General features: G+C 46.1%; 25 protein-coding genes and 2 pseudogenes. 16 read left to right on the plus strand and 11 right to left on the minus strand.

What is annotated here, in order from left to right; genetic code table 11:
- Window positions 1–106 precede the first annotated feature (106 nt).
- The 3 genes from R5H20_RS04280 (at window position 107) to R5H20_RS04290 (ending at window position 3,106) form a co-directional block, all read left to right on the plus strand.
- A complete protein-coding gene (locus R5H20_RS04280; RefSeq protein ID WP_029419863.1) occupies window positions 107–1,303 on the plus strand; it encodes a cytochrome P450 in 1,197 nt (398 codons plus the stop codon).
- 136 nt (window positions 1,304–1,439) lie between these two features.
- Complete coding sequence (locus R5H20_RS04285) at window positions 1,440–1,862, plus strand: MerR family transcriptional regulator (protein ID WP_006637406.1); 423 nt, start codon at window positions 1,440–1,442, stop codon at window positions 1,860–1,862.
- Window positions 1,863–1,927: 65 nt separating this feature from the next.
- On the plus strand, window positions 1,928–3,106 hold the full coding sequence (locus R5H20_RS04290; RefSeq protein ID WP_006637407.1) for an MFS transporter: 1,179 nt from the start codon (window positions 1,928–1,930) through the stop codon (window positions 3,104–3,106).
- Window positions 3,107–3,149: 43 nt separating this feature from the next.
- Here the strand turns inward: R5H20_RS04290 and R5H20_RS04295 are convergent, their stop codons facing one another.
- On the minus strand, window positions 3,150–4,706 hold the full coding sequence (locus R5H20_RS04295) for an ABC-F family ATP-binding cassette domain-containing protein (protein WP_006637408.1): 1,557 nt from the start codon (window positions 4,704–4,706) through the stop codon (window positions 3,150–3,152).
- A 137-nt stretch (window positions 4,707–4,843) separates the two neighbouring features.
- Between R5H20_RS04295 and R5H20_RS04300 the strand changes: the two genes are divergently transcribed.
- Window positions 4,844–5,974 carry a DEAD/DEAH box helicase gene (locus R5H20_RS04300; protein WP_006637409.1) on the plus strand — a complete coding sequence of 377 codons (1,131 nt, stop codon included), beginning with the start codon at window positions 4,844–4,846 and terminating at the stop codon, window positions 5,972–5,974.
- Between the two features lie 24 nt (window positions 5,975–5,998).
- Here the strand turns inward: R5H20_RS04300 and R5H20_RS04305 are convergent.
- Both R5H20_RS04305 and R5H20_RS04310 read right to left on the minus strand, forming a co-directional pair.
- Window positions 5,999–6,999 (minus strand): annotated as a pseudogene (locus R5H20_RS04305) (NADP-dependent oxidoreductase).
- A gap of 51 nt (window positions 7,000–7,050) precedes the next feature.
- Window positions 7,051–7,425, minus strand: a complete 375-nt coding sequence (locus tag R5H20_RS04310) for a DUF3212 family protein (protein WP_006637410.1) — start codon at window positions 7,423–7,425, stop codon at window positions 7,051–7,053.
- 197 nt (window positions 7,426–7,622) lie between these two features.
- Here R5H20_RS04310 and R5H20_RS04315 point away from each other — a divergent pair, with 197 nt between their 5' ends.
- The 3 genes from R5H20_RS04315 to R5H20_RS04325 all read left to right on the plus strand — a co-directional run bounded on the left by R5H20_RS04315 (window position 7,623) and on the right by R5H20_RS04325 (window position 10,153).
- A complete protein-coding gene (locus R5H20_RS04315) occupies window positions 7,623–7,970 on the plus strand; it encodes a YflT domain-containing protein (protein WP_006637411.1) in 348 nt (115 codons plus the stop codon).
- A 144-nt stretch (window positions 7,971–8,114) separates the two neighbouring features.
- Window positions 8,115–9,509 carry an anion permease gene (locus R5H20_RS04320; RefSeq protein WP_087962502.1) on the plus strand — a complete coding sequence of 465 codons (1,395 nt, stop codon included), beginning with the start codon at window positions 8,115–8,117 and terminating at the stop codon, window positions 9,507–9,509.
- A 59-nt stretch (window positions 9,510–9,568) separates the two neighbouring features.
- Window positions 9,569–10,153, plus strand: a complete 585-nt coding sequence (locus R5H20_RS04325; RefSeq protein WP_006637413.1) for a VanZ family protein — start codon at window positions 9,569–9,571, stop codon at window positions 10,151–10,153.
- A 29-nt stretch (window positions 10,154–10,182) separates the two neighbouring features.
- Here the strand turns inward: R5H20_RS04325 and R5H20_RS04330 are convergent.
- Window positions 10,183–10,948, minus strand: a pseudogene (locus R5H20_RS04330) (MBL fold metallo-hydrolase); the annotation flags it as partial.
- A 115-nt stretch (window positions 10,949–11,063) separates the two neighbouring features.
- On the opposite strand from R5H20_RS04330, the gene R5H20_RS04335 reads away from it, so the two are divergent.
- The 6 genes from R5H20_RS04335 (at window position 11,064) to R5H20_RS04360 (ending at window position 16,581) form a co-directional block, all read left to right on the plus strand.
- Window positions 11,064–11,858, plus strand: a complete 795-nt coding sequence (locus R5H20_RS04335; RefSeq protein WP_088272712.1) for an MBL fold metallo-hydrolase — start codon at window positions 11,064–11,066, stop codon at window positions 11,856–11,858.
- Window positions 11,859–12,067: 209 nt separating this feature from the next.
- Window positions 12,068–13,711 (plus strand): M14 family metallopeptidase, encoded by a 1,644-nt coding sequence (locus R5H20_RS04340; RefSeq protein ID WP_006637416.1) that lies wholly within the window; start codon window positions 12,068–12,070, stop codon window positions 13,709–13,711.
- Window positions 13,712–13,840: 129 nt separating this feature from the next.
- Window positions 13,841–14,938: a nitric oxide synthase oxygenase gene (locus tag R5H20_RS04345; protein ID WP_006637417.1), complete on the plus strand. Its 1,098-nt coding sequence runs from the start codon at window positions 13,841–13,843 to the stop codon at window positions 14,936–14,938.
- Window positions 14,939–14,960: 22 nt separating this feature from the next.
- Window positions 14,961–15,899 carry a glycosyl hydrolase family 18 protein gene (locus tag R5H20_RS04350; RefSeq protein WP_006637418.1) on the plus strand — a complete coding sequence of 313 codons (939 nt, stop codon included), beginning with the start codon at window positions 14,961–14,963 and terminating at the stop codon, window positions 15,897–15,899.
- A gap of 64 nt (window positions 15,900–15,963) precedes the next feature.
- A complete protein-coding gene (locus R5H20_RS04355) occupies window positions 15,964–16,257 on the plus strand; it encodes a DUF3885 domain-containing protein (protein ID WP_095260035.1) in 294 nt (97 codons plus the stop codon).
- Between the two features lie 153 nt (window positions 16,258–16,410).
- Complete coding sequence (locus tag R5H20_RS04360; protein ID WP_141231104.1) at window positions 16,411–16,581, plus strand: DUF3885 domain-containing protein; 171 nt, start codon at window positions 16,411–16,413, stop codon at window positions 16,579–16,581.
- A gap of 25 nt (window positions 16,582–16,606) precedes the next feature.
- Here R5H20_RS04360 and R5H20_RS04365 read toward each other — a convergent pair whose 3' ends face one another.
- The 3 genes from R5H20_RS04365 to R5H20_RS04375 all read right to left on the minus strand — a co-directional run bounded on the left by R5H20_RS04365 (window position 16,607) and on the right by R5H20_RS04375 (window position 17,915).
- Window positions 16,607–17,245 (minus strand): SdpI family protein, encoded by a 639-nt coding sequence (locus R5H20_RS04365; protein WP_006637419.1) that lies wholly within the window; start codon window positions 17,243–17,245, stop codon window positions 16,607–16,609.
- The gene (locus R5H20_RS04370; protein ID WP_006637420.1) at window positions 17,242–17,526 is read right to left on the minus strand and encodes an autorepressor SdpR family transcription factor; all 285 of its coding nucleotides are present in this window, start codon (window positions 17,524–17,526) and stop codon (window positions 17,242–17,244) included. Before R5H20_RS04370 ends, R5H20_RS04365 begins: the two co-directional genes overlap by 4 nt.
- A gap of 116 nt (window positions 17,527–17,642) precedes the next feature.
- On the minus strand, window positions 17,643–17,915 hold the full coding sequence (locus tag R5H20_RS04375) for an acylphosphatase (RefSeq protein ID WP_006637421.1): 273 nt from the start codon (window positions 17,913–17,915) through the stop codon (window positions 17,643–17,645).
- 113 nt (window positions 17,916–18,028) lie between these two features.
- Between R5H20_RS04375 and R5H20_RS04380 the strand changes: the two genes are divergently transcribed.
- The gene (locus tag R5H20_RS04380; RefSeq protein WP_029419858.1) at window positions 18,029–18,679 is read left to right on the plus strand and encodes an MOSC domain-containing protein; all 651 of its coding nucleotides are present in this window, start codon (window positions 18,029–18,031) and stop codon (window positions 18,677–18,679) included.
- A 43-nt stretch (window positions 18,680–18,722) separates the two neighbouring features.
- On the opposite strand, the gene R5H20_RS04385 is transcribed toward R5H20_RS04380, so the two are convergent.
- The 4 genes from R5H20_RS04385 to R5H20_RS04400 all read right to left on the minus strand — a co-directional run bounded on the left by R5H20_RS04385 (window position 18,723) and on the right by R5H20_RS04400 (window position 22,083).
- Complete coding sequence (locus R5H20_RS04385) at window positions 18,723–18,854, minus strand: YflJ family protein (RefSeq protein ID WP_006637423.1); 132 nt, start codon at window positions 18,852–18,854, stop codon at window positions 18,723–18,725.
- A 139-nt stretch (window positions 18,855–18,993) separates the two neighbouring features.
- On the minus strand, window positions 18,994–19,149 hold the full coding sequence (locus R5H20_RS04390; protein ID WP_087962499.1) for a hypothetical protein: 156 nt from the start codon (window positions 19,147–19,149) through the stop codon (window positions 18,994–18,996).
- 95 nt (window positions 19,150–19,244) lie between these two features.
- Window positions 19,245–19,997 (minus strand): type I methionyl aminopeptidase, encoded by a 753-nt coding sequence (gene map / locus R5H20_RS04395; RefSeq protein WP_006637425.1) that lies wholly within the window; start codon window positions 19,995–19,997, stop codon window positions 19,245–19,247.
- Between the two features lie 124 nt (window positions 19,998–20,121).
- Entirely contained in the window at window positions 20,122–22,083 is a 1,962-nt protein-coding gene (locus tag R5H20_RS04400; RefSeq protein ID WP_006637426.1) for a lipoteichoic acid synthase, read from the minus strand.
- A 257-nt stretch (window positions 22,084–22,340) separates the two neighbouring features.
- On the opposite strand from R5H20_RS04400, the gene R5H20_RS04405 reads away from it, so the two are divergent.
- Together R5H20_RS04405 and R5H20_RS04410 are read left to right on the plus strand one after the other, a co-directional pair.
- Window positions 22,341–22,718, plus strand: a complete 378-nt coding sequence (locus R5H20_RS04405) for a DnaJ family domain-containing protein (RefSeq protein WP_006637427.1) — start codon at window positions 22,341–22,343, stop codon at window positions 22,716–22,718.
- Window positions 22,719–22,900: 182 nt separating this feature from the next.
- Window positions 22,901–24,310, plus strand: coding sequence for an alanine/glycine:cation symporter family protein (locus R5H20_RS04410; RefSeq protein WP_029419857.1), 1,410 nt, complete (start codon window positions 22,901–22,903; stop codon window positions 24,308–24,310).
- Window positions 24,311–24,373: the final 63 nt, after the last annotated feature.

Genomic DNA, 24,373 nt, shown 5'->3' on the forward strand with positions numbered 1-24,373 from the left:
TGCGAGGGTTTTCAATCACGCTGAAAGGATGACAAAATTCTAAAACTGAAAACCGTTTTAGGATTTTGTCAACTTGATTAAACGGCCGACGATATGGAGGTATGACATGATGCCAGAATTACACCCGGCAAAACCAAGCCTATTGATTGAATCCGATTTTTGGAGAGACCCTTACCCTTTTTATGATCAGATGCGGTCTGTTCATCCTTTATATAAAGGAACGCTATTCAAGCACCCGGGCTGGTATGTGACAGGATATGAAGAGGCAGCGGCGATTTTGAAGGACGCAAGGTTTCAAAGCCGCATACCACTCCCTGAAACGTCAAGAAAATATGAACAACTTAAACATGTGCAGCATGATATGCTGCTCTTTAAAAACCGGGAGGATCACAGGCGGCTTCGCTCCCTTGTAGGCAAAGAATTTACACCGAAGATGGCAGAATCCTTTCGCCCTTTTATAAAAGATGCCGCAGAGGAATTGCTGGATCAACTGGAAAGCAGGCAAACAGCGGACATTGTCTCAGAGTTTGCATTTCCTTTAGCAAGTCTCATCATAGCGAACATCCTAGGTGTGCCAAAGGAGGAAAGGCATCAATTTAGGGAATGGACGGCCAGCTTGATCAAGACGATTGATTTTACACGCTCCCGACAGGCGCTGGCAAAAGGAAATGCTGCCGTCATCAAGCTGACGGCCTATTTTAAAGATTTGATTCAAAAGAGGAAAACAGATCCCAGGGAAGACTTGATCAGCAGATTCGCCAGCCTGGAACAGCTGACGGAAGAGGAATTTCTTGCGGCATGTATATTGCTTGTCATTGCAGGACATGAGACAACTGTAAATCTTATAAGCAACGGATTGTTTTGTTTAATGAACCATCCCGCCCAGCTTGCTGTCCTGAAGGACAACCCGCCGCTTATTGAATCTGCAGTCGAGGAATGTTTGCGCTATGAAAGCCCCACTCAGCTGACGGCGCGTATGGCTTCGGAAGATTGCGAGATTAATGGAAACATGATAAAAAAAGGGGAGCAAGTATACATCCTTTTAGGGGCGGCCAACCGGGATCCGAACATATTCCCTCATCCTCATATACTGGACATCAAAAGAAACCCGAATCCGCACCTTGCGTTTGGCTCCGGCTCGCATTTTTGTTTAGGCTCCTCATTGGCGCGCCTCGAAGCGCAAATTGCCATCCCCGTCCTATTAGAGCGGGCGCCTAAGCTTCGGCTTGCTTCCTCCGATATCCAATACCGAAAATTAATTGGTTTTCGATCGCTGGCAGAGCTGCCTGTAGTTCTGAATTAAAGGGTTTTTGAATGATAAGGGCTTGTATAAAATGCAAGCCCTTTTATTAATTCAACCGTGTGTAAAACTTAACGTTTACGTAAGAGTATAGTAGGTGTATAATAGAAAAAAAGAGCCAAAACGGGAGGACATTGACGTGGACTGGATGAAGATTGACCAAATGGCAAAGCGCAGCGGTTTGACAAAAAGAACGATTCGTTTTTATGAAGAAATCGGCCTGCTTTCTTCACCTAAGCGAACAGAAGGCGGTGTCCGTCTTTATTCTGAAGATGACCTGGAAGAGCTTGAAAGAGTGATAAGCGCCAAGGAAGTATTGGGATTTTCCCTGCAAGAGCTGCAGCAATTTATGGAAACGAGCAAACACCTTGAAATGCATAAAGAAGGCTATCTTTTATCATTGGATAAGAAGGAAAGAAAAGAAAAGCTCGAAGACATCCGGCATATGCTGGACGAGCAAATGCGGATGATCGATGAAAAGATCGAAAAATTTCAATCGTTCAGGAAGCGCCTGGAGGGCATGCAGAAAAAAGCCCGGAATGCGCTGGAACATATTGATTAAAACAAAAATCGCAAACGCTATGTACATAGCGTTTGTTTTTATGGAAAGAAAGGTATGATTGATTGATGGAGAAACAACAGAATTCCGGTTTTTTTAAACAGCCGAAAGCAGTTTGGGCCGTGGCGTTTGCCTGTGTCATTTCATTTATGGGGATCGGGCTGGTCGATCCGATTCTTCCGGCGATTGCAGCACAATTGAATGCGTCGCCGAGCCAAGTATCGCTTTTATTTACAAGCTATCTTCTGGTGACAGGTTTTGCGATGATTTTGTCCGGAGCCATTTCGAGCCGAATCGGCGCAAAACAGACATTGATATCCGGTCTTATTCTGATTATTATTTTTGCTGCGCTGGGCGGATGTTCCCAATCCATCGCCCAGCTTGTCGGCTTCCGGGGCGGCTGGGGGCTCGGCAACGCCTTGTTCATTTCAACCGCTCTTGCCGTCATTGTCAGTGTGGCGACAGGAGGGAGCGCCAAAGCGATTATTTTATATGAGGCGGCTTTAGGCTTGGGAATTTCCGTAGGACCTCTTGCAGGAGGAGAACTGGGAACGATATCATGGAGGGCGCCGTTTTTCGGTGTATCGATTTTAATGACGGTCGCTATGTTTGCGATCCTCATTCTGCTGCCGGCCGTTCCGAAGCCGCAAAAGAAAATTTCGATCTGCGCACCGATACGGGCGCTCCGGTATCAAGGGCTTTTCACGCTTTCTGTGTCCGCTTTTTTATATAACTTTGGCTTTTTTACGCTGCTTGCCTATTCTCCGTTTGTTCTTGATTTAAATGAAAGAGGGCTAGGTTACGTCTTTTTCGGCTGGGGGCTCTTTCTCGCGATCACGTCCGTGTTTACCGCTCCGGCCGTACAGCGCGCCATTGGAACGGTCCGTTCCCTGATCATGCTGTTTATTTTGTTTGCCGCTGATTTGCTGGTGCTCGGCGTGTGGACGGAGCATATGGCTGTCGTTATTGCGGCCATTGTTATTGGCGGCGGTATTTTAGGAATGGTCAATACGATATTGACGACCGCGGTAATGGAAGCGGCGCCTGTCGAACGGTCAGTCGCTTCATCAGCCTACAGCTCCATCCGTTTTATCGGCGGGGCCATCGCGCCTTGGCTCGCTGGTGTGCTTGCCGATCATTATAGTGCGCATGCGCCTTATTTTGCCGGCTGTATAGCGGTGCTGATCGGCATGGCCGTCTTAATCGGCGGCCGTCGCCATTTGGCGCATATCAAGGCAGGACATTAATGAAAAAAGCTTGTTTCCGGGAAAGGAAACAAGCTTTTTGATGTTATAAAACCTTTGTCGTCCATGATTCGCAGTTCCATGTATCTGTCGCGATCTCCGTATAGAAATCGGGTTCGTGGGAGATCAAAAGAATCGAGCCTTTGTATTCCTTGAGGGCTCTTTTTAATTCTTCTTTTGCATCGACATCCAGATGGTTTGTCGGTTCGTCAAGGACAAGAAGGTTTGTTTCTGTATGAATAAGTTTGCATAGTCTGACCTTCGCTTTTTCGCCCCCGCTTAAAACGGAAACCCTGCTTTCGATATGTTTTGTCGTCAGGCCGCATTTGGCAAGGGCCGCGCGGATCTCATACTGCGTATAGGACGGAAATTCGTTCCACACTTCTTCGATGCAGGTGTTGTTGCCCCCTGCTTTGACTTCCTGTTCAAAATAGCCGATATGGAGGTATTCCCCCCGTTCGACTTCACCCGACAGCGGCGAAATTTCGCCGAGCAGGCTTTTCAGCAATGTCGTTTTACCGATTCCGTTGGCACCGTACAAAGCGATTTTTTGACCGCGCTCCATTTTCAGGTTTAGCGGGCGGGACAGCGGTTCATCATAACCAATGATCAGATCTTTTGTTTCAAAAATCAGCTTTCCGGATGTTCTCGCTTTTTTAAAATGGAACTCAGGCTTCGGCTTCTCTGACGGCAGTTCGATCATATCCATCTTATCAAGCTTTTTTTGCCGGGACATCGCCATATTGCGCGTACTGACGCGAGCTTTGTTGCGGGCGACAAAATCCTTAAGTTCGGAAATTTCCTGCTGCTGCTTTTTATAGGCCGCTTCAAGCTGCTGTTTTTTGGCTTCGTACACTTCGCGGAATTGGTTGTAGTCACCTGCGTAGCGGGTCAGCTGCTGATTTTCAACATGGTAGATGAGATTGATGACGCTGTTAAGGAACGGAATGTCATGCGAAATCAAGATAAACGCGTTTTCGTATTCCTGCAAGTAGCGTTTCAGCCATTCGATATGCTGTTCATCCAGGTAGTTTGTCGGTTCATCCAGCAGGAGAATGTCGGGTTTTTCAAGCAGAAGCTTGGCAAGCAGCACTTTGGTCCGCTGTCCGCCGCTTAAATCCGTGACATCCCTGTCGAGCCCGAGATCGTGAAGGCCGAGGCCGCGGGCGATTTCTTCAACCTTTGCATCAATGGCGTAAAAGTCATTGTTGGTGAGGGCGTCCTGAATCGTTCCGACTTCTTCGAGCAGCTTCTCAAGCTCTTCGGGATCAGCTTCCCCCATTTTTCCGTAGATGGCGTTCATTTCTTCTTCCATTGCAAATAAATAATGAAACGCGTTCCTTAATACATCACGGATCGTCTGCCCCCGTTCAAGGACCGAATGCTGGTCAAGATAGCCGATACGGACTTTTTTTGACCACTCGATTTTTCCTTCGTCAGGTTCAAGCTTTCCCGTGATGATATTCATAAACGTTGATTTTCCTTCGCCGTTTGCCCCGATGAGGCCGACGTGTTCGCCTTTTAACAGCCGAAAGGAGATATCCTGAAAGATCGCCCGGTCTCCAAAACCGTGGCTTAGCTTTGTTACCGATAGTAAACTCATGTTTTACACCTCTAATGTATAGTCAGAACGAACCCATTATACCGGACACTTGGGGGGCAGGTAAAAGAAAAATTGCGAAGCCGCTTCTGTTTTGAGATACTAGGAGCAGAATCAACCTGAGAATAAAGGAGAAAAACATGACAGACAGATGGCCATTTTTAAATAAAGCAAAACCGTTTATTCAAGAAAATTGGAAGGCATCAGGCTTTGTCGAACCGACGGATGTTCAAAAAAGCGCGGCCGGGCTCATTTTGGAAGGGCGCGACGTGATCGCCGAATCACCGACGGGAACGGGGAAAACGCTCGCTTACGTTCTGCCGCTCTTGGAAAAGCTGCAGCCGGACCAAAAACACGTTCAGGCTGTGATCCTCGCTCCTTCCCGCGAGCTTGTCATGCAGATATTTGATGTGGTCACAGAGTGGAAAAAAGGATCTGAGATCAGAGCCGCGTCTTTCATCGGCGGAGCCAATATTAAAAAGCAGCAGGAAAAGCTGAAGAAACATCCGCATATTATTGCCGGTACGCCGGGTCGGGTGCTGGAACTCATCAAAACAAAAAAACTGAAAATGCATGAGGTGAAAACGATCGTTCTTGATGAGACAGACCATCTCCTTACGCCAGAGCACCGCGGCACGATTCAAAACATCATTAAATCGACGCTCAGAGACCGGCAGCTCCTTTGCTTTTCAGCGACATTAAAAGAAGAGGCTGAGCGCGAGCTCCGAACAATGACAAAGGAAGCGGAGCTATTGAAAATCAAAAGAACGAGCGAAGAATCCGCAAAAATCAAGCATCAATATCTTGTCTGCGACCAGCGGGATAAAATCAAAATCCTGCAAAAATTTTCAAGGCTTGATGGAATGCAGGCGCTCGTATTTGTAAAGGATATCGGCAATCTAAGTGTGTATGCCGAAAAGCTTGATTTCCACCATGTCGATGTCGGCGTTCTGCACAGTGAAGCGAAAAAGATCGAACGGGCGAAGATCCTTCAGGCGTTTGAAGCAGGAGAGTTTACTCTGTTGTTGGCGACGGATATCGCGGCGCGCGGAATTGATATTCAAAACCTGCCATATGTCATTCATACAGATTTGCCGAATGAAGAGGGGTATATCCACCGTTCAGGCAGAACGGGGAGGGCAGGTAGCGAGGGAACCGTCATCAGCCTTGTGACCCGCGGCGAGGAAGAGCGGCTGAAAAAGCTCGCAAAGAAGCTTGGAATCCGCCTCCAGCGCATTGTATATGAGAGAGGGCGAATTATCGAAAAATAGAAGAAGGCTGATCAGCCTTCTTTTTCATTTAACGCTTTGATCGGCCACCTTGATCAGCTGCTTCCCGAAATTTTCGCCTTTAAACAAGCCCAAAAAAGCTTCCGGTATCCGTTCGAAGCCTTCCGTAATCGTTTCCTCATATTGAAGACGTCCGCTTTTCACCCCATTCCGCAAGCTGTTTGGCGCCTTCTAAAACCGCTCCTGATATTCATTGACGACAAAGCCTTTCATTAATGCGCTCGATTTGATCAAAGCCGTCTGCACTTGCGGTCCCATATCGTCTTGTGCACCTTTGGCATTGTAAGAAGAAATCGCTCCGCACACCGGAATTCTCGCATATTTGTTAATAAGGGTGAGTACGGCATCTGAAATGCTGCCGCCGACATTGTCAAAGTAGACATCAACACCGTTCGGACATGCTTTCTCCAAAGCTGATGCAATGTCACCGGCTGTTTGGTAATTGATCGCTTCATCAAATCCGAGGCGTTTTTTCAAATAGGCAATCTTTTCATCAGAACCGGCAATACCGACAACCCTTGCTCCTTTGATTTTGGCGATTTGTCCGGCGGCTCCTGAAACGACTACCGTTTCCCCGGGTTTCGGACGGCCGATATCAAGCAGCCGAAATAAGCCGTCAGACCGGTCATGCCGAGAATTCCGAGGAAATGCGGTGACAGGGGCAAGTGACGGATGATTTTTCTGAGGTGCGTTTCTTTGACAGCGGAATACTCCTGCCGGCCCAAGTATCCTAATACGATGTCCCCTTGCTGGAGCTTGTCCCCTTTGGCAGACGCGACTTCTCCGATGACGCCGCCTGTGATGACTTCATCCAGCGGAAAAGGCTCGACATAAGACTTTGTATCCTGCATTCGTCTCCGCATGTAAGGATCCACTGAGACATAAAGCGTTTTCACAAGCGCTTCTCCGTCTTTTGCTTCGGGAATCTCTGTTTTTTTTATACGGAAATCCTCCATCACCGGAATTCCGTGCGGCCGTCTGGCAAGCTCGATTTGTTTTTGCAGCATTGGCTTATTCTCCTTTTGATTACCGATAATGTAACATAGAAGTCTGCAAAGCTACAGGTTAAGCGTTTCGCGGAGGACCGATTCAGGGAGAAACAAATGGTAGACATCTGCATCCTTTGTATTTAAAAGATATTGATTGGCGTTTTCTTTGGAGTCGTTAATCATGTCCTTTGTCACAAATGGAAGCAGTGAGAAAAGGTATGAAGCCAGGATGTCTTCCGTGCTGTTGGCCGTTTGCATCTCAGTATCTCCGATGTTCATGATAATCGAAAAGACAAAATCAATATTGATGCCGAACTGTTGCGCCGCAAACGTTTCAAAAAGGTGGGTATTCGCGTCCTGACGATCTTCCTTTGAAAAGATTTGTTTGAGCAAATCACTGATGATCCATGCATTGTATTGCTGTTCCGGTGAGAAATAATTCAAGCAGAATCACCCCATTTTCGCCTTGTCTTCTTTTTAACATGTACCTGAAAGAAACGGAGGCTCAAACGTCATATCTGAAAATTTATAACAATTGTAACATTGACATGAAAATGTTACGGGCGGCACATTCCGTTGTTTACCCGCGGGGCTAAGGGGTATGTTTTTAATACAACATGAAGAAAAGGAGGAGATGTGAGATGAAGCCCGTTGTAAGGGAATATACAAATGATGAAAAGCTGATGAAAGACATTGAGGAGCTCAGGGACATTGGTGTTGCCAGAGAAGACATATACGTTCTCTCCCACGATGATGACAGGACGGAGAGAATTGCGGAAAACGCAGACGCCAATACAATAGGAGCGGAAGAAACAGGGCTCAAAAACGCCGTAGGAAATCTCTTCAATAAAAAAGGAGACGAACTCCGCAATAAAATTCATGAAATCGGCTTTTCAGAACAGGAGGCGCAGCAGTTCGAAAAGCGTCTTGATGAAGGAAAAGTGCTCCTGTTTGTAACCGATCATGATAAAGTGAAGTCTTGGGTTTAAACTACAGGCTGCCGGCCAAGTCGGCAGCTGAATTTTTTTCATGGAACTGGTGATAAAGGGCAAAAATAAAAAGCAGCAACGATTTACAGGAGGAGACGCGCCGTGGCAAAAGAAAAAGCTCCGCAAAATAAGCAGGGACTTCGCATGATTCCTTTCATCATCATGGTTTTAGCCGGAGTCGTCATTTGGTTCATACCGGTTCCCGCCGGTCTTGATGTGAAGGCATGGCATTTATTCGCGATTTTTGTCGCGACGATTATCGGCTTTATTTCAAAACCGCTGCCGATGGGGGCGATCGCCGTATTCGCTCTTGCCGTTACGGCTCTCACCGGAACGCTGTCAATTGAAGACACTCTAAGCGGATTTGGAAATAAAACAATTTGGCTGATCGTCATCGCGTTTTTCATTTCCCGCGGCTTTATTAAAACGGGTCTTGGGGCGAGAATCGCCTATTTGTTTGTCAGGATGTTCGGCAAAAAAACGCTCGGACTGTCGTATTCGCTGCTTTTCAGCGATTTGATTTTGTCACCCGCGATCCCAAGCAATACCGCGAGGGCAGGAGGCATTATTTTTCCGATTATCCACTCTCTGTCCGAGACGTTCGGTTCAACACCGAGAAATGGAACAGAGCGCAAAATCGGCGCATTTTTGCTGAACGTCGGCTTCCAGGGAAATTTGATTACTTCAGCAATGTTTTTAACGGCGATGGCGGCTAATCCATTAATCGCCAAGCTTGCCCATGATGTGGCAGGGGTGAACCTGACCTGGACAAGCTGGGCCGTTGCGGCGATCGTCCCGGGACTTGTGAGCCTGATCATTACGCCGTTTGTCATTTATAAACTGAATCCGCCCGAAATTAAAGAAACACCTGACGCAGCGGGCATTGCGACAAATAAGCTGAAGGAAATGGGGCCTTTTAAAAGATCTGAATTGTTTATGGTCATTGTATTCTTTCTCGTCCTTTTTTTATGGATATTTGGAAGCAACGCCAACATCGATGCCACTACGACGGCTTTGATCGGGTTGTCGGTCTTGTTTTTGACCCAGGTGCTGGATTGGGGCGATATTAAAAAAGAGCAAGGCGCATGGGATACGCTGATCTGGTTTTCGACTTTGTTAATGCTTGCGACATTTTTAAACAAGCTGGGAATGGTCGGCTGGTTCAGCGTTATGATGGAGTCGTTTGTTTCGGGCTTTTCGTGGATCAGCGCATTCCTCGTGCTGATTCTTGTCTACTTTTATTCACACTATTTCTTCGCCAGTGCAACCGCTCATATCAGCGCAATGTATTCGGCATTTTTCGCCGTGATGGTTGCCGCGGGCGCGCCGCCGCTTTTGTCGGCGCTCACCCTCGCGTTTTTCAGCAACCTTTTCGGCTGTACGACGCACTATGGCGCAGGAGCGGCGCCCGTATTTTTCGGAGCCGGCTATATTCCTGAAGGAAAATGGTGGTTCATCGGCTTCATCCTGTCAATTGTTCATATTGCGACATGGCTTGTTGTCGGCGGGCTGTGGTGGAAAGTATTGGGTATATGGTAAAATAAAGGGGCAGGACATTTCCTGTCTTCTTTTTTATTCATAGATGAAGGTGTGATCGGATGTTTTCGTTAGTTGATTTGACGTTTTTCGGCTTGATCGGTGTTTTTCTTTATTTTTTGTACGATGTGGTGAAAAACCGAAAAAGGACGAGCTTGATTAGAAAAATCGTGTTTTTGAGCTTCCTCGTTTATTTATGCGCAGTCTGGCATTTTACGATAGGGGAAATCAATATTCCGCCGCAAAGGGAATTCGCGCATATCGATGTTCAGTTTATTCCGTTCTTTTTTGTGTGGGATTGGTATCAAATGTATAAGCATGGCGGAACGGATTGGTTTTTTTGGAATTCCGTCAAGCTGACATTTTTTAATGTGCTGCTGCTTTTTCCTTTCGGTGTATATCTCCCGCTTTTGCGTAAGCATATCACCTTCAAGCGGGGGATCGTTTTTTGTTTTTTGGCGAGTCTTACGATAGAAAGCCTCCAGCTTGCGTTATCCGCCACAGGATTGATGATGCCCAGAACCTTTGACGTGGACGATTTGATGGTAAACACATTCGGCGGAGCGGCGGGATTTTGTTTCAGTGCATTAGTATGCCGTGCAGCCGGAAAAAAGAGTGCGTTTGAAACAAAAGGGTGTTCAAGATGATGGCGTAGAGCCATCATCTTTTTGCAATAAAATTGGATGCTGAGGTGTTTGAATGTATGGATTCCCGTCCCATGTCTGGCCAGATTTCGCTCCTTTAAATATTTTGCTGCGGAGGCTGCTTCCTTTAAGATGGAGGAGGCAAGCCCGAGCTGATGATGTCCTCCAAAAATTTTGCCGACAAGCTGTATCTCTGCGATTTTCTCAAAGGAATCGCCTGCATCGGCCGGATTTGTCGTCGGGTAGAAAGCATATTGGGAGCCCCTGTATAAAGAAGGTCTCCTGTAAACAAATAGCCGTTTGCAGAATCAAAAATACAGATATGGCCCGGGGAATGTCCGGGGTGTATGGTAAATGACCAGCGGTCTTGAACCGATTTCGATCATGTCGCCGTCTGTCAGGACGTCCGTCGGTTCACCTTTGTAGGGGGTGTAAAATGTTTCAGGAACCGGTTTTGTAATATCGCGTGCAATGTCCTTCCGCATTTGTTCAATTGGAAGCCCTTTGAGCCCCTTGGCCAGCCATTCTTTTTCTGCTTCGTGCACATAGATGCGTTCATATTTTCTATGACAGCCGGTATGATCCCAATGCACATGGGTGGTCATTACATTGATCGGCATATTTGTCGGCTTGCCGGTGATTCTTTTGATGCTGTCGATTCGGAGCCTGTGTCGATCAAAGCCGCTTCTTTTGTTCCGAGCAGCAAATAGGAGTGCACATTTTCCCAGTGTCCGTATTCACCGATCGCAAAGTCATTTCATCAATTTTTTCCACGGTAAACCAGTGATCATCTATCATATTTACAGTCCCCTCAATTTTTAACATGCATCACGCCGTCCGGGGCGATCATACATAAACAACTGCCAAAAGACACACACTAGCGGTATATATTCTGCAAGCGGGCGGTGACATCATGAGTGATACTTACATGCCTTTGACCTCTGTAAAAAGCGGGGTCTGTAAGGAGTATGCCAAAGGGGTATACGGATTAACGGTTCAAATTGTCAATGTATATTTTATAATGAATTCTTCCGGTGAAGCGGTATTAATCGATTGCGGCATGCCCAAATCCGCTTCTTTCATCATGAAAGAAGCGGAGAAGCTGTTTGAGGGCGATGTGCGGCTGAAAGCAATCATTTTAACGCATGGGCATTTCGATCATGTCGGGGCTTTGGAAGAGCTGTTGGAAAAATGGTCCGTTCCCGTTTTTATCCATTCGGAAGAAATGCCGTATGTAACGGGAAAAGCCGATTATCCACCGGCCAAGCCCCAGGTGAAAAGCGGTTTGGTCGCAAAGCTGTCCCCGTTGTTTCCGCGGCATTCCATCGATGTTTCATCAAGCGTGAAGCCGCTTCACGAAGACGGCACAGTTCCGTTCCTTGAAGAGTGGAAATGGATTGGCACGCCCGGCCATACACCCGGGCATATCTCGCTGTTCCGGCAGTCCGATAAAACATTGATAGCGGGCGACGCCATAACAACTGTAGAACAGGAATCCCTTTTAGAGGTCGCGATTCAAAAACAAGAACTCAATGGGCCGCCAGCGTACTTCACGATGGATTGGCCAAAAGCTGCTGATTCGATTCGAAAGCTTGCTGCGTTGAAACCGGCCTCATTGCTGACCGGCCACGGAGTGCCAATGAAGGGAACCGACTTTTCACAAGAGCTCAACAGCCTGTCAAACCGTCTTCCCGCCTCACAGGGATAACATCAGTGATGTCTGAAACATTCGGTCATACCGAATGTTTCTTTTTTCATAAGGGAAAAAAGAAACATATTTTCATCCAACACTACCTTCCATCGTTCTAGCCCGCGACTGTTCTTATGCACCAAATGATTCATTTTCTGAAATTTTAGACAAAAAATTCATGAATTTCATTTATAATGCAGATATGCTGTGAAAGGAGCTGAGGAAAGATGAGCATTCAAAAAAAAGTACAGGCTTTCTTTGGGATAACGCTTTTGTTAGGCGGACTCATGCTGTCCGGTGTCGCGCACGCTGTTGAAACTCCTTATTACGGAAAGTTTTACACTCAGCCGGAACAACTCTCCCCACTTTATCCAGAACCTGCTGAAACATACCAAACTCCTGCATTCACAAAGGTAGACGAGGCATTCACAACACAGGAAGAAATGATAAAGTTTATAAACAGACTGACAAAAAAAAGTCCGAATGTCAAAGTGAAAAATATCGGTTTTTCGATTGAAAAAAGAAATATTCCGGTGCTTTATTTCTCAAAAGACGACCGGATCAGATCGGTATCCAAAAAGCCGACGATATGGCTTCAGGCACAGATTCACGGGAATGAACCGGCCGCCGGGGAATCAGCTTTGGCCATCGCCGATAAGCTTGCCGGATCTTATGGGGACAAGGTGCTAAAAAAAGTCAATGTGATCATCGTTCCAAGAGTCAATCCAGACGGCTCCTATCATTTTAACAGAAGACTTTCCAGCGGCATCGACGGAAACCGGGATCATGTAAAGCTTGAATCCCCTGAGGTACGGGCGATTCATAAAGAATTCAATCAATATTCTCCCGAAGTCGTCATCGATGCCCATGAATACGGAGTCGGCCAAAATGAATTTCAGACTGTCGGTGAAAAAGGCGCATTAAAATACCATGATCTTTTGATTTTATCAGGGAAAAATCTAAATATACCCGAAGCGATCAGAACTGCATCAGACAGCCTTTTTGTGAACGGTGTCAGAGAAAAGCTTGATGAAAAGGGATTCTCAAATGATGCCTATTATACGACCGGAAAAAGCAAGGACGGAAACATTGAGATCTATGAAGGAGGGACAGAAGCGAGAATCGGCCGCAATGCATTCGCGCTTCAGCCGGCTCTATCTTTCTTAGTCGAAAGCAGGGGAATTGACATCGGCCGCGAAAATTTCAAAAGAAGGGTCGCCGCCCAAGTGGCAACACATGAAACCATCATCGATACGGCGGCAAAGCATGCGGCGGAGATTAAACGTCTTGTCGCCTCAGAAAAATTAAAGCTGATCCAAAAAGGGGCGAAAGCGAATGATGATGATCAGGTGGTCATTACAAGCGATTTCGCCGGACCGTTTCAAGATACGTTGAAAATGGCTGATATCGCTTCAGGACAAGCCGTCGATGTTCCTGTTCAATACTATAGCGCCAGCGAGGCAGTTCCCGTACTTTCACGAACAAGGCCGGTCGCCTATCTTGTCCTGCCCGGACATCAGGACATAGATAAAAAACTGCAAGACCAAGGATTGAAAAGCGCTGTACTGCCTGTTAAACAAAAGCTTCCGGTCGAAGCCTACCATGTCACTTCGCAAAAAACGGCCGGCGAATCAGAAGGCCGGCCTGTGATTCAGGTGGAGACGAAGCTTAAACACGAGAAAAAAGAATTTCCGAAGGGCACAAAAGTCTATTTTACAGCTCAGCCTCAAACCAACCTGCTGTCGACAGCGCTTGAGCCTGAATCCGTTGACAGCTATGTGAGTACGGGCTACATTTCCTCTGAAGAAGGAAAAAAGCTGCCAGTCTATCGTTTTATGCTCAATCAAAAAGCGCTTCATACACAAAAATAAAAACAAGGCATCCGTCTCAATGGCGGATGCTTTTTTATCGGTTTTTTATCATTTCTGAAAGAAAGGTTTTAAACTTAAACGGAAACCGATACAATAAGAATCATTGGGAGTAGGAAGGAGAGGGGTCATTTGGAAATTAATGAAGAGCTTTGGACAGAAGCAAAGAACTTCATTGAGCTGTGCTACGGAGAATTGGCTAAATCCGAGGCTGAAATCAAGTCGCGTTTACATATCATACGAGAGGACATCATCAGAACAGGCAGCTATATACATACAAAGGAAGAAATCGAACATGGAGCCAGAATGGCGTGGAGAAACAGCAGCCGCTGCATCGGCAGGCTGTTTTGGAACTCTCTTACTGTCATCGATCAAAGAGGCGTTCAAACCGAGGCAGAGGTGCGGGATGCGCTTTTTCGCCATATTCAGCTTGCAACAAACGGAGGGAAAATCAGACCGTTCATTACGGTTTTCCCCCCGGAACAAAACGGGCAAAAAAAAGTGTCTATTTGGAACCATCAGCTGATCAGGTATGCGGGGTATGAAACTGAGCAAGGCGTCATCGGCGATCCGGCGTCATTGGAATTGACAAAAGCGTGTGAAGCGCTCGGCTGGAAAGGCGAAGGTACGCCTTTTGACGTTTTGCCGCTTGTTTTTCAAATAGATGGACGTCCACCTGTGTGGTATGAGCTGCCTCGTGAAATCGTCAAAGAGGTCCGGATTGAACATCCGGAGATTGAAGGCTTCAAAAGTTTGGGGTTGAAGTGGTACGGTGTGCCGATTATAGCCGATATGAAGCTAGAGGTCGGAGGGATTCATTATAACGCAGCTCCTTTTAACGGCTGGTATATGGGGACCGAAATCGGAGCGCGCAATCTCGCCGATGAAGACCGCTACAACATGCTTGACAAAGTGGCCGGCATAATGGGGCTTGATACAGAACGGAATGCTTCATTGTGGAAAGACAAGGCGCTTGTTGAACTGAACAGGGCAGTCCTTCATTCATACAAAGAGGCAGGCGTCAGCATCGTTGACCACCATACGGCGGCAAGCCAGTTTAAGCGTTTTGAAGAGCAGGAAGCTGAAGCGGGACGAGAGCTGACAGCGAGCTGGACCTGGCTGATTCCGCCGCTGTCGCCGGCATCGACTCATATTTTCCACAGCCATTATGAGAATAAAACCGTAACACCGAATTATTTTTATCAAGAAAAGCCATATATCAATCAGTAAATGCACAAGGGAGAGTACTAGAATGAAAAAGCATGTTTGGCTGGTCGCCGTGCTGGCTGTCATGTTGTCCATGACGGCGTTTACGGGAGCAGAAGCAAAAGGATCAAACATCGTCCTCGGCTATACGACAGGCGATGGGGCATCATATCACTCATTGACGTCTTATCATATGCAAAAAATAAAAACGTGGGCGGTCATTTCCAATTATAATGAAGCCATTCAAAATTTCGACGGAAACCTGGCTTCCCGCGTCATGACAAACAAAACCGCGCGCAAACACTTTGCGGATCAGCTCGTAAAGCTGGCTAAAAAACAATCGTTTACCGGAATCAATATCGATTTTGAGGCCGTAAAGCCGGGGGATCGGGCAAAGTATTCAAGCCTGATCCAATATGTTGCAAACACTCTGAAAAAGCATAAAATCAAAACGATGGTGTCAGTGCCGGCGAAAAGCGCAGATCACCGGCAAGATGATTGGAGCTGGCCATTCGACTATGCGAAAATCGGAAAATACGCAGATTATGTGCAAGTGATGACATACGATGAACACGGCGTGTGGAGCAGCCCTGGCTCTGTCGCCAGCACGAACTGGATCAAAGGCACTTTAAAATACGCGGTCAAAACGATCAAAGCCAATAAAGTCATTATGGGGATTCCGTCTTACGGAAACGACTGGGATCTAACCGATCAACATAACAGCAAAATGCTGCAGTGGAATGAGCTTCAAGCGCTCAAAAAGAAGGTGAAGGCAAAGCCTGTTTACAATAAAAAATCCGGTTCGATGACGTTCTCCTACAAGGATGGCAGAAAACATAAGCATGTCGTTTGGTATGAAGATGAAAAAACGATTCAAGCGAAAAGCCGTCTGGCAAAACAGTATAAAATCGCCGGCGTATCCGTTTACGCGCTGGGGCATGAATCGGCGTCTTTCTGGAAGGCGATTCAAAAAGGACTCAAATAAAATCCCAATGCGGCTGTCCGAATGTCCGGGCAGCCTTCTTGTATGTCACAAAAAGGAGCTGCATATGAATGCCATTGACAAATACTTGAATGAGCATATTGAGGGAATCGCTTTAAGACCGCCGTTATTCTACAACTGGCCATACGGCATCCGTTTTGAAATCTCCATGCCTTGGGCGGATCATGCAGAAGCTGACAATCTTCGCCAAATCAAAGAAAGAAGCCTTACGATTTTCACTCAAGTTTTCTCAGACACGGATGAAATGATGCTTGTCGCAGATGTATCCCTGCAGCAAAAAAAGCAGACCAACCTCTTTAAAAAATATGTGAAACATAAAGCCGTTTTAAGGAAATTGTAGCACAGGCAGAATGCTCCGTACAACCATCGTTATCTGCTTCCTTGTACAAAGGCTGATATCCGATTCGGACAGTTGCTGTCATTCATTTGCGACAAAGATTTTGTAAACAAGGGGTATGATGTCGAGATTTATGTTGTGAATGTGGCGCGTAAGATGATTTTCCACTTATATGATGACAGCGGATGCGACGTCATTGCCGTTCAAAAAGAAGAACTGCTGCCGCTTTACAGCCGGCTGAACCAATGGGTATTGGAAAATGACAGAAGCCGTATTGACCAAATGTTCCAGCAGATGCTGCCAAACAATCAAAAAAGGCCGGATTGATACATATCCAGCCTTTCATAAAAAATCATCCATTCATGCCATTTTCTTTTCGGAATAGCATATAGGAATAGACATATGGTGCAATAACGGTAAGCAAAATAATAGGCAGTATCACATTTTCGCCGATCGTAAACAAACCGTCCGCCGCTATAAAAATTCCTGCAATCGTAAATACTTTCGCCCCGAATCTGTGGGTTTTTTTCCAGATCGCATCGCTGCTCAATGTCCAAGGGTTTTTAATTCCCATAAAAAAGTTCGGGCGGACTCTTGGAAGATAATTGCCGATGATGATCAGAAGGGCTCCTACAAGCACTGGGACGATGCTGCTCGTCGGCAAGTCGTATCCCATTCCCGACAGCACCATCAAGATATTGATGAGAGAAAAAAGCACCATCATGGCGTTGATGAGAATATCATACGTCTTAGAAAACATGCGATAGTTTTTTTTGCGGGGGTCCACTTTTGGCGTCACAGCCATCAAGATATATACCACCACAAGCAGACCCATCGCGGTCAGCATCGCTTCCATTTTTGAGGCATACCGGTCTACTTCGCCTGAAGACGACCAATGAATGGGAACTTGATCAGATATATGCGGGTAGGCAATCACCCAAACCAATAGATTAATCAAAATTAAAGATAGTGAAAAGATGTGCTTCTTCATTTTGCATCCCCTTCGTCTGTTCTAGTTTGTTCAGTAAAGCTGAAAGCCCAGCTGATAATGTCTTGAAACATGGTCGTATTCAGCGAATAGATGATGAATTGCCCTTTTTTTTCATCCTGAATCAGTTCGGCCTGTTTTAAGATTTTTAAATGCTGGGAGATGCTCGGCTTTGACATCTGGAAATGCCCGGCGATTTCACCGGCGGTCAAATCCTGTTCTTTCAGCAGATTCAATATTTTTCTCCTTGTTGGATCAGCCAAAGCTTTAAATGTTTGGTTCATGTAATAACATCCTTGGAATTTAAGTATTTAGTTATTTAACTAAATACTAAAATGAATGACCGAATAAGTCAAGGCCAATATGAGCCTTTACGAAAAAAACCGCCGAATCGGCGGCTTTAATAGCTGATATTAAACTTTTGGTATCCGTCAATTTGTTTTGTTTCTTCGATTTTGACGTCAGTCACGTTTGAGAACGGGCTTCCTTTTTGGACGGCTTTGAGAAATTGCTTCAAGCTTTCTTCCGGCCCTTCCGCACGGATTTCAACAGTGCCGTCATCGCGGTTGCGGACCCAGCCTGTTAATTTGCGTTTGTCAGCTTCCATTTGCACGAAGTAGCGGAAGCCGACGCCTTGGACGCGCCCATCTACAATGATTCGATATTGAAGCACTCTGGGAACCCTCCTTTTCTTCTATGCTACCATATTTCCCATTTTTCGATCACGGGATAGACATGGATGAAAGGAATCGATACAATATGAAAATAAAGGAAGGACGTGAGACTTTGGAAAATCGGCAATACGAGATTTCTTCCATTTATGTGGGATCTCCGAACATATACGAATTTGAAGGAAAAAAAGTAGAGACGGCAATATTCAAGCAACCCGTCGACTTCCCCGTATTTTTGAGCCGGACCAATTTCGAGGGGGACAAGCAGGCTGACCTCATTCACCACGGCGGCGCTGATAAAGCGGTGTGCGTCTATCCGGGGGATCATTACGCCTATTGGGAAAACGAGCTGAAGAAAAAGCTTCCTCAGGCAGCGTTCGGTGAAAATGTATCAGTAAAAGGCTTGACGGAACGCGATGTATGCATCGGCGACATATTCAAGCTTGGAGAAGCTATGGTGCAGGTAAGCCAGCCGCGGCAGCCCTGTTTTAAGCTTGCCAAAAAGCTGAACGTCAAAGATATGGTGCTGAAAGTGAGGAATACCGGCTACAGCGGGTTTTATTTCAGGGTGCTTGAAGAAGGAATCGTTGCGCCCGATTCACAGCTCCAGTTCGTTTCCCGTGACGCGCACGAAATCACGGTCGCACATGCCAATCATTTGATGTACCATGACCGCAACAATCAATCAGCCATTCGGAAAATCCTTGAGGTCGAGGCATTGTCAGACAGCTGGAGAGCGTCTTTTGAAAAACAGCTGAGCGCATAAAAAAAGCCGCGCCGGTAAAGCGGCGCGGCTTGAAATGTGCAGATTATTTTTTCACGCTGTCAAGCAGATTCGCTAGAAAATGCGTTTTGTAGCTTTGAAGCTTTCTTCCTTCATACTTCGTCATCCCAAGCTTTTTCAATTCCTGTACATACCAGCCTTTGCTTCCGTAATGCATGTCAGAAAACTCCTTTCCATTATTCAATGTAATTGGCATTCTAACATCCATCCCGAAACGTTGAAAAGGGGTTAGAGGAAATTGATAAAAACTGAGCCTTTCGTCCTGAAACCAAGGTCTGTTCTCTGAAGAGAAGATTTCAATGATTTATCAAACTGGAGATGATCATGGAAACAATCAGAATGCTGAGAACAATCCCGATATATTTTAAAAAACCGTTCTTTTTTTTATGGGCATATACGGTTAAAAATATGCTTTCGATCAAAAAGATTACTCCGATGATGGCAAACAACATGAGTGAATATGCTCCTTTCGGCAATGCTGCTTTTTATTTTAACATAAAACCCGGACTTGGATTCGCTGCGGGGAAGCCGAAAGGCGGATGAACGGTTAATCCAGCTGTGTTAAGATAATCGGTTCGTCTTTTGTGATCACGATCGTATGCTCGATCTGCGCCACCAAGCTTCCGTCGGGCGTTTTGAACGTCCAGCCGTCGCCGGCTTCGATAGTGTGCTCGGCTTTTGTTGATACGAACGGCTCTAAAGCGATCACGGTTCCGTTTTTAAACAGCGCGCTGTCAAATGGATCATAGTAATTTAAAATATGGTTTGGCGCTTCATGAAGCTTTTTTCCGATGCCGTGGCCCGTCAGGTTTTTAATGACGGTGAATCCATTTGCTTTTGCTTCATTGTAGACGGCTCTGCCGATTTGGTTTTGTTTTTTCCCGGCCCGCGCTTGGAGGAGCCCTTTTTGAAAGGCGCTTTCCGCGCATTGGCACAGCTTGTGCAAGGTTTCGTCGCCTTTGCCCAAGACAAATGAAATGCCGGTATCTGAGTAATAGCCGCCAAATTCAGCCGAAATGTCGATATTGATTAAATCTCCTTCTTTTAATATGGTGGATTGGCTCGGAATTCCGTGGGCCACTTCATCATTAATGCTGATGCATGTCGTACCCGGGAAATCATACTCTTTTTCCGGAGCTGAAGCGGCTCCATGAGCTTCAAGCACTTGTTTCCCTATCAGATCAAGCTCTTTTGTACTCATGCCGGGAGCGGCTTTTTGCTTCATTTCTTCCCTCGCCAAAGCGACGATTCTGCCGATTTTTTTGAGCCCTTCCAGCTCTTGGTCATTCTTTACAATCACAATTCATTCCCGCTTTCTTTTTTATATTCCAAATCAAGCTTACCATAACTGTTCCCGAAAAAGGAACAGCACGGCTTGAAGATGAAAAAACACCCGCCTTCCATTTGAAGGCGGGTGCTTTTGATTATTGTCCGGAATCTGATGTCGTTGTTGAAGATGCGTCAGATTCGGATGATTTCGGATGATGATTGGTGTAATCATAGTCGCTTGGATCGACTGGCTTGAATCCTTTCGGTTTATAGAAGCGCAGCAAATCTCCATCGACGATTTTATCCGACATTTCAAGCTCTTTTTTCACCGATTCATCGACGTTCGCGTCAATGTCTTTTTCGTTGAGTAGCTCTCCTGTCTTCGTATCATAATAGTTTCCGTTCGTTTTCGTGTATTTCGGTGAAACAAAATCGCCGTTTCGGAACGGAATGACTTCGCGGTGTTCAGGAGACAGAAGGTCTGAACCGCTCATCAGGTAATCCTTCGTATCCACGCCCATCAAATGAAGCAGGGTAGGGGCTACATCGACTTCGCCGCCGTATTTGTGGGATTTAACTCCCTTGACCCCAGGTGCGTGGATAAACAGCGGAACCCTCTGTAACTGAGCATTTTCATATGGCGTAATGTCTTTGCCCAATACTTTGGACATCGCTTTATTGTGGTTTTCCGAAATGCCGTAGTGGTCGCCATACATGACGACGATTGTATTGTCATACAATCCGGCCTTTTTCAGATCGTTGAAGAACTGTTCAAGCGCCTGATCCATGTAGTTGGCCGATTGGAAGTAATGATCGACAACACTGTCGCCGGTATCCCCGGCCGGGAAGTCTGTATCGCCTTCATCCATTTCAAATGGGAAATGGTTGGAGAGCGTAATAAATTTCGTGTAGAACGGCTGTTTCAGGCTCTTTAACAGCGGCATTGATTCTTCAAAGAACGGTTTATCCTTCAAGCCGTAGTTTTTCGTTTTACCTTCGCTCATATCGTAATACGTAGCGTCAAAGAATTTGTCATATCCGATGGCTTTATACATTTCATTACGGTTCCAGAACGTTTTGTAGTTACCGTGGAAAGCCGCGGATGTATAGCCTTGCGATTTTAAAATCGCCGGCGCCGACTGAAGCGTGTTCTGCGCTTTATTAATGAACACCGATCCTTGAGATAAAGGATACAGCGAGGTGTCCATCATGAATTCGGCGTCTGATGTTTTACCTTGTCCAGTTTGGTGGAAAAAGTTATCAAAATAGAACGTTTCATTATCATGAGCCAGCGAGTTTAAGAACGGCGTTACTTCCTTGCCGTTAAGCTTGTAGTCAATCAGGAACGTCTGAAGTGACTCCATTGAAATGTAAACCACATTCATGCCTTCCGCTTTTCCGAAGTATTTAGGGTCCGGTTTGTCCTGATTGGCTTTAATATAGTTCTCAACCTCAGTCACGTCGCTGGAGCTGGCCAGGGCGCGCTGACTGTTTGACTTAATGTTTTGTATCGCATCATAGATTGTGAAGTTGTATGTTCCCAAGTATTTCACAAGATAGTTGCGGTCGAATGAACGGGTAAGAAGCTCCGGACGGTCCATCTCCGCAACCGCAAGATTGACGAGAAAGACCAGAATGCTTGCACCCATTACGATTTTAAACGGACGCTTTGTCGTTTTTTCAGACGGTCTGTTATAAAAAACGGCCAATGCGATCAAAATGATCGTATCGATAAAATAAAAGACATCAAGAGGGTGCATGAGTGAGAAAATACTGTCCCCGAGCTGTCCTCCGTTTGTTTTTGCCTGCATGATCGTAGGCAGCGTGATAAAGTCGCTGAAGAATCTGTAATAGACGACGTTTGCGTAAAGTAAAAAAGACATTAAAAAATGAATCACTATTATGGCCGTCTGCTGTATTTTTTTCTTGAACAAGAGTCCCAATCCAAGAAAGAACAAGCTTGAGCTAATCGGATTCACAAAAAGCAAAATCTTTTGTACTGTGTTGGTTATTCCTAAATTAAATTCAATCACATAAGCAGCATATGTTTTCAGCCATAGCAATACAACGGCTATCAGAAAAAAGGCAAGCCCTCTTTCCTTTATAAATCTTTTCATTGTTACACTCCTTTTTCCGGATCAGCATAAAACAATCGGAACGAAGAAAAAAACGAATGTATAAAATATACCATGAAATGCCGATTTAGAAAAGCGGAAACTAAGACAGGCAAAGAGACCGTGAAAACCCCATCAATCCAAGGATGTTGGCTTTTTGAAAACCGAACTGGAAATATTTTGTGCCAATTGTATATTGGCTGTTCCCTGGTTTTATGGCAGACTGATGTATTATATGTATGAAAAAGGCTGGTGAGACCATGGATTTTTCAAGTATCATCTCCGAGGATAGAATTAAGCAGGCGATCAAGGACGGGGAGTTCGACGGGCTGCCGGGAATGGGCAAACCGCTTAAAAAGGATGATGCCGCCCATGTTCCCGAAGATCTCCGAATGGCTTACCGGGTGTTGAAAAACGCCGGTATGGCAGGGGATGAAGCATCGCTGAAAAAAGAGCTGATGACCATTGACGACTTAATCGCCAAATGCACGGATGAAGATGAGCGCGAGCGGCTCATCAAAAGAAAAACGGAAAGCCGGCTCAGGCTTGACAGACTCGCCGCCAAGACAGGCATGTTTTCCAAGCCTGCATCCGCTTTTTACAAGGATAAAATATATAAACGGCTCGGCCGTTCATAAAGAGCAGACGTTTTTTCCGATGTCTGCTCTTGTTTTTTACTGCCGGCGGCAATGTTGCATTTTGGGACTGTGAAAGCGGGGCGGGAAGAAGATGCCTTTTAAAAACAGATCGTGCGCTTTGTGACAAGTTTTATTTTTCTCCGGTTGTGGTAATGACCCATAAACGAAAAAAGGGTGATAGGATGGAAACATTAGCATGGGTCAAGCGTATTTCGGATTGGCTGTGGGGGCCGCCTTTAATTGTTTTATTGACGGGGACAGGAGTCTATTTTACAATTCTGCTGAAATTTTTTCAGTTTCGCTATCCCGTTTATATGTTCAAACAAACGATCGGCAGCATCGGCAAAAAGCCGAAGGGAGAGGGGACGGTTACACCTCTGCAAGCATTGACTTCGGCTCTCAGTTCAACGATCGGCGCTGCAAACATTGTCGGTGTGCCGGCGGCGATTATGTTCGGCGGTCCAGGAGCCGTTTTTTGGATGTGGCTGGTCGCGCTGTTTGCCATGGCAATTAAGTTTTCGGAAAGTGTGCTGGCCGTCCATTATAGAGAAAAAAACAAAGCGGGGGAATTTGTCGGCGGGCCGATGTATTACATAACAAAGGGGCTGAAGCTGAAATGGCTCGGCGTCTTCTTTTCAGTTGCGCTGATTGTCGAACTGATCCCAAGCATTATGGTTCAAGGAAATTCAGTATCTGTTTCACTGGCGGAAACATTCTCTTTCAATAAAATGTACGCAGGGATCGTCATTGCTTTTTTGATCGGCCTTGTGGTCATTGGGGGAATCAAGCGGATTGGAAAAGTGACAGAGCTGGTGGTGCCGCTGATGGCAGGGGTGTATGTGGGGGCGGGAATCCTGATTGTCATCATGAATGTTTCATCAGTGCCAGCTTTTTTCTCTCTCATCTTTTCGAATGCGTTTACCTCCTCTTCGGCATTAGGCGGGTTTGCCGGCGCGGCAATCGCCGAAACGGTCCGCTGGGGATTTGCGCGCGGCCTTTATTCCAACGAAGCCGGGATGGGGACGGCGCCGATTGCCCATGCCGCTGCAATGACCGATCATCCCGTAAGGCAGGGCTTCTGGTCTGTGATCGGCATTGTCGTTGACACCTTGCTGATTTGTACGACGACGGCTTTTGTCGTTCTTTCATCAGGAGTGTGGACGGGGGAAAACGCCCTTCGAAACCCGGCGGCGCTGACGGCAGCAGCTTTCAAAAGCTATTTTGGCAGCGGAGGCGGATACTTCGTGTCCATCTCACTCGTCTTTTTCGTTGTATCAACGATTACCGTTGTGATTTTTTACGGGGTTAAGCAAGCTGAGTTTCTGTTCGGCCGGATCGCCGGTCATGTGATCAAGGTGATTTATTTAGCCGCAATTATCATAGGTGCAGCGGGCGGGGCGAAGGCCATTTGGGGATTTCTTGACCTCGCGCTTGCTTTCATACTGATTCCAAATATTGCGGCCCTTTTACTTTTGAGCAGAAAAGTCAGGTCTTTATATGATGAATTTTTTACATCAGAAAAGTATTATTTGAAAGATATCAGGCCAAAGAGCGGCGCTTATGAGCCCCGGAAAAATATGAACCATTCTTAGCGGCTAGCATAGAGAATGAGCGAGGCATGCTCCGCTCGGAAAAAAGAGCAAAGTTTTGCATCT

The organism is Bacillus sp. KICET-3, from assembly GCF_033261025.1.
Taxonomy (GTDB): domain Bacteria; phylum Bacillota; class Bacilli; order Bacillales; family Bacillaceae; genus Bacillus; species Bacillus sonorensis.

What these genes read in the sequence shown, in the direction of transcription:
- R5H20_RS04280 (WP_029419863.1), top strand. Translation starts at nt 107, where the DNA reads ATGATGCCAGAATTACACCCGGCAAAACCAAGCCTATTGATTGAATCC.
- R5H20_RS04290 (WP_006637407.1), top strand. Translation starts at nt 1,928, where the DNA reads ATGGAGAAACAACAGAATTCCGGTTTTTTTAAACAGCCGAAAGCAGTT.
- R5H20_RS04295 (WP_006637408.1), bottom strand. Translation starts at nt 4,706, where the DNA reads ATGAGTTTACTATCGGTAACAAAGCTAAGCCACGGTTTTGGAGACCGG.
- R5H20_RS04300 (WP_006637409.1), top strand. Translation starts at nt 4,844, where the DNA reads ATGACAGACAGATGGCCATTTTTAAATAAAGCAAAACCGTTTATTCAA.
- R5H20_RS04315 (WP_006637411.1), top strand. Translation starts at nt 7,623, where the DNA reads ATGAAGCCCGTTGTAAGGGAATATACAAATGATGAAAAGCTGATGAAA.
- R5H20_RS04320 (WP_087962502.1), top strand. Translation starts at nt 8,115, where the DNA reads ATGATTCCTTTCATCATCATGGTTTTAGCCGGAGTCGTCATTTGGTTC.
- R5H20_RS04325 (WP_006637413.1), top strand. Translation starts at nt 9,569, where the DNA reads ATGTTTTCGTTAGTTGATTTGACGTTTTTCGGCTTGATCGGTGTTTTT.
- R5H20_RS04335 (WP_088272712.1), top strand. Translation starts at nt 11,064, where the DNA reads ATGAGTGATACTTACATGCCTTTGACCTCTGTAAAAAGCGGGGTCTGT.
- R5H20_RS04340 (WP_006637416.1), top strand. Translation starts at nt 12,068, where the DNA reads ATGAGCATTCAAAAAAAAGTACAGGCTTTCTTTGGGATAACGCTTTTG.
- R5H20_RS04350 (WP_006637418.1), top strand. Translation starts at nt 14,961, where the DNA reads ATGAAAAAGCATGTTTGGCTGGTCGCCGTGCTGGCTGTCATGTTGTCC.
- R5H20_RS04355 (WP_095260035.1), top strand. Translation starts at nt 15,964, where the DNA reads ATGAATGCCATTGACAAATACTTGAATGAGCATATTGAGGGAATCGCT.
- R5H20_RS04360 (WP_141231104.1), top strand. Translation starts at nt 16,411, where the DNA reads ATGATTTTCCACTTATATGATGACAGCGGATGCGACGTCATTGCCGTT.
- R5H20_RS04365 (WP_006637419.1), bottom strand. Translation starts at nt 17,245, where the DNA reads ATGAAGAAGCACATCTTTTCACTATCTTTAATTTTGATTAATCTATTG.
- R5H20_RS04370 (WP_006637420.1), bottom strand. Translation starts at nt 17,526, where the DNA reads ATGAACCAAACATTTAAAGCTTTGGCTGATCCAACAAGGAGAAAAATA.
- R5H20_RS04385 (WP_006637423.1), bottom strand. Translation starts at nt 18,854, where the DNA reads ATGCATTACGGAAGCAAAGGCTGGTATGTACAGGAATTGAAAAAGCTT.
- R5H20_RS04390 (WP_087962499.1), bottom strand. Translation starts at nt 19,149, where the DNA reads ATGTTGTTTGCCATCATCGGAGTAATCTTTTTGATCGAAAGCATATTT.
- R5H20_RS04400 (WP_006637426.1), bottom strand. Translation starts at nt 22,083, where the DNA reads ATGAAAAGATTTATAAAGGAAAGAGGGCTTGCCTTTTTTCTGATAGCC.
- R5H20_RS04405 (WP_006637427.1), top strand. Translation starts at nt 22,341, where the DNA reads ATGGATTTTTCAAGTATCATCTCCGAGGATAGAATTAAGCAGGCGATC.
- R5H20_RS04410 (WP_029419857.1), top strand. Translation starts at nt 22,901, where the DNA reads ATGGAAACATTAGCATGGGTCAAGCGTATTTCGGATTGGCTGTGGGGG.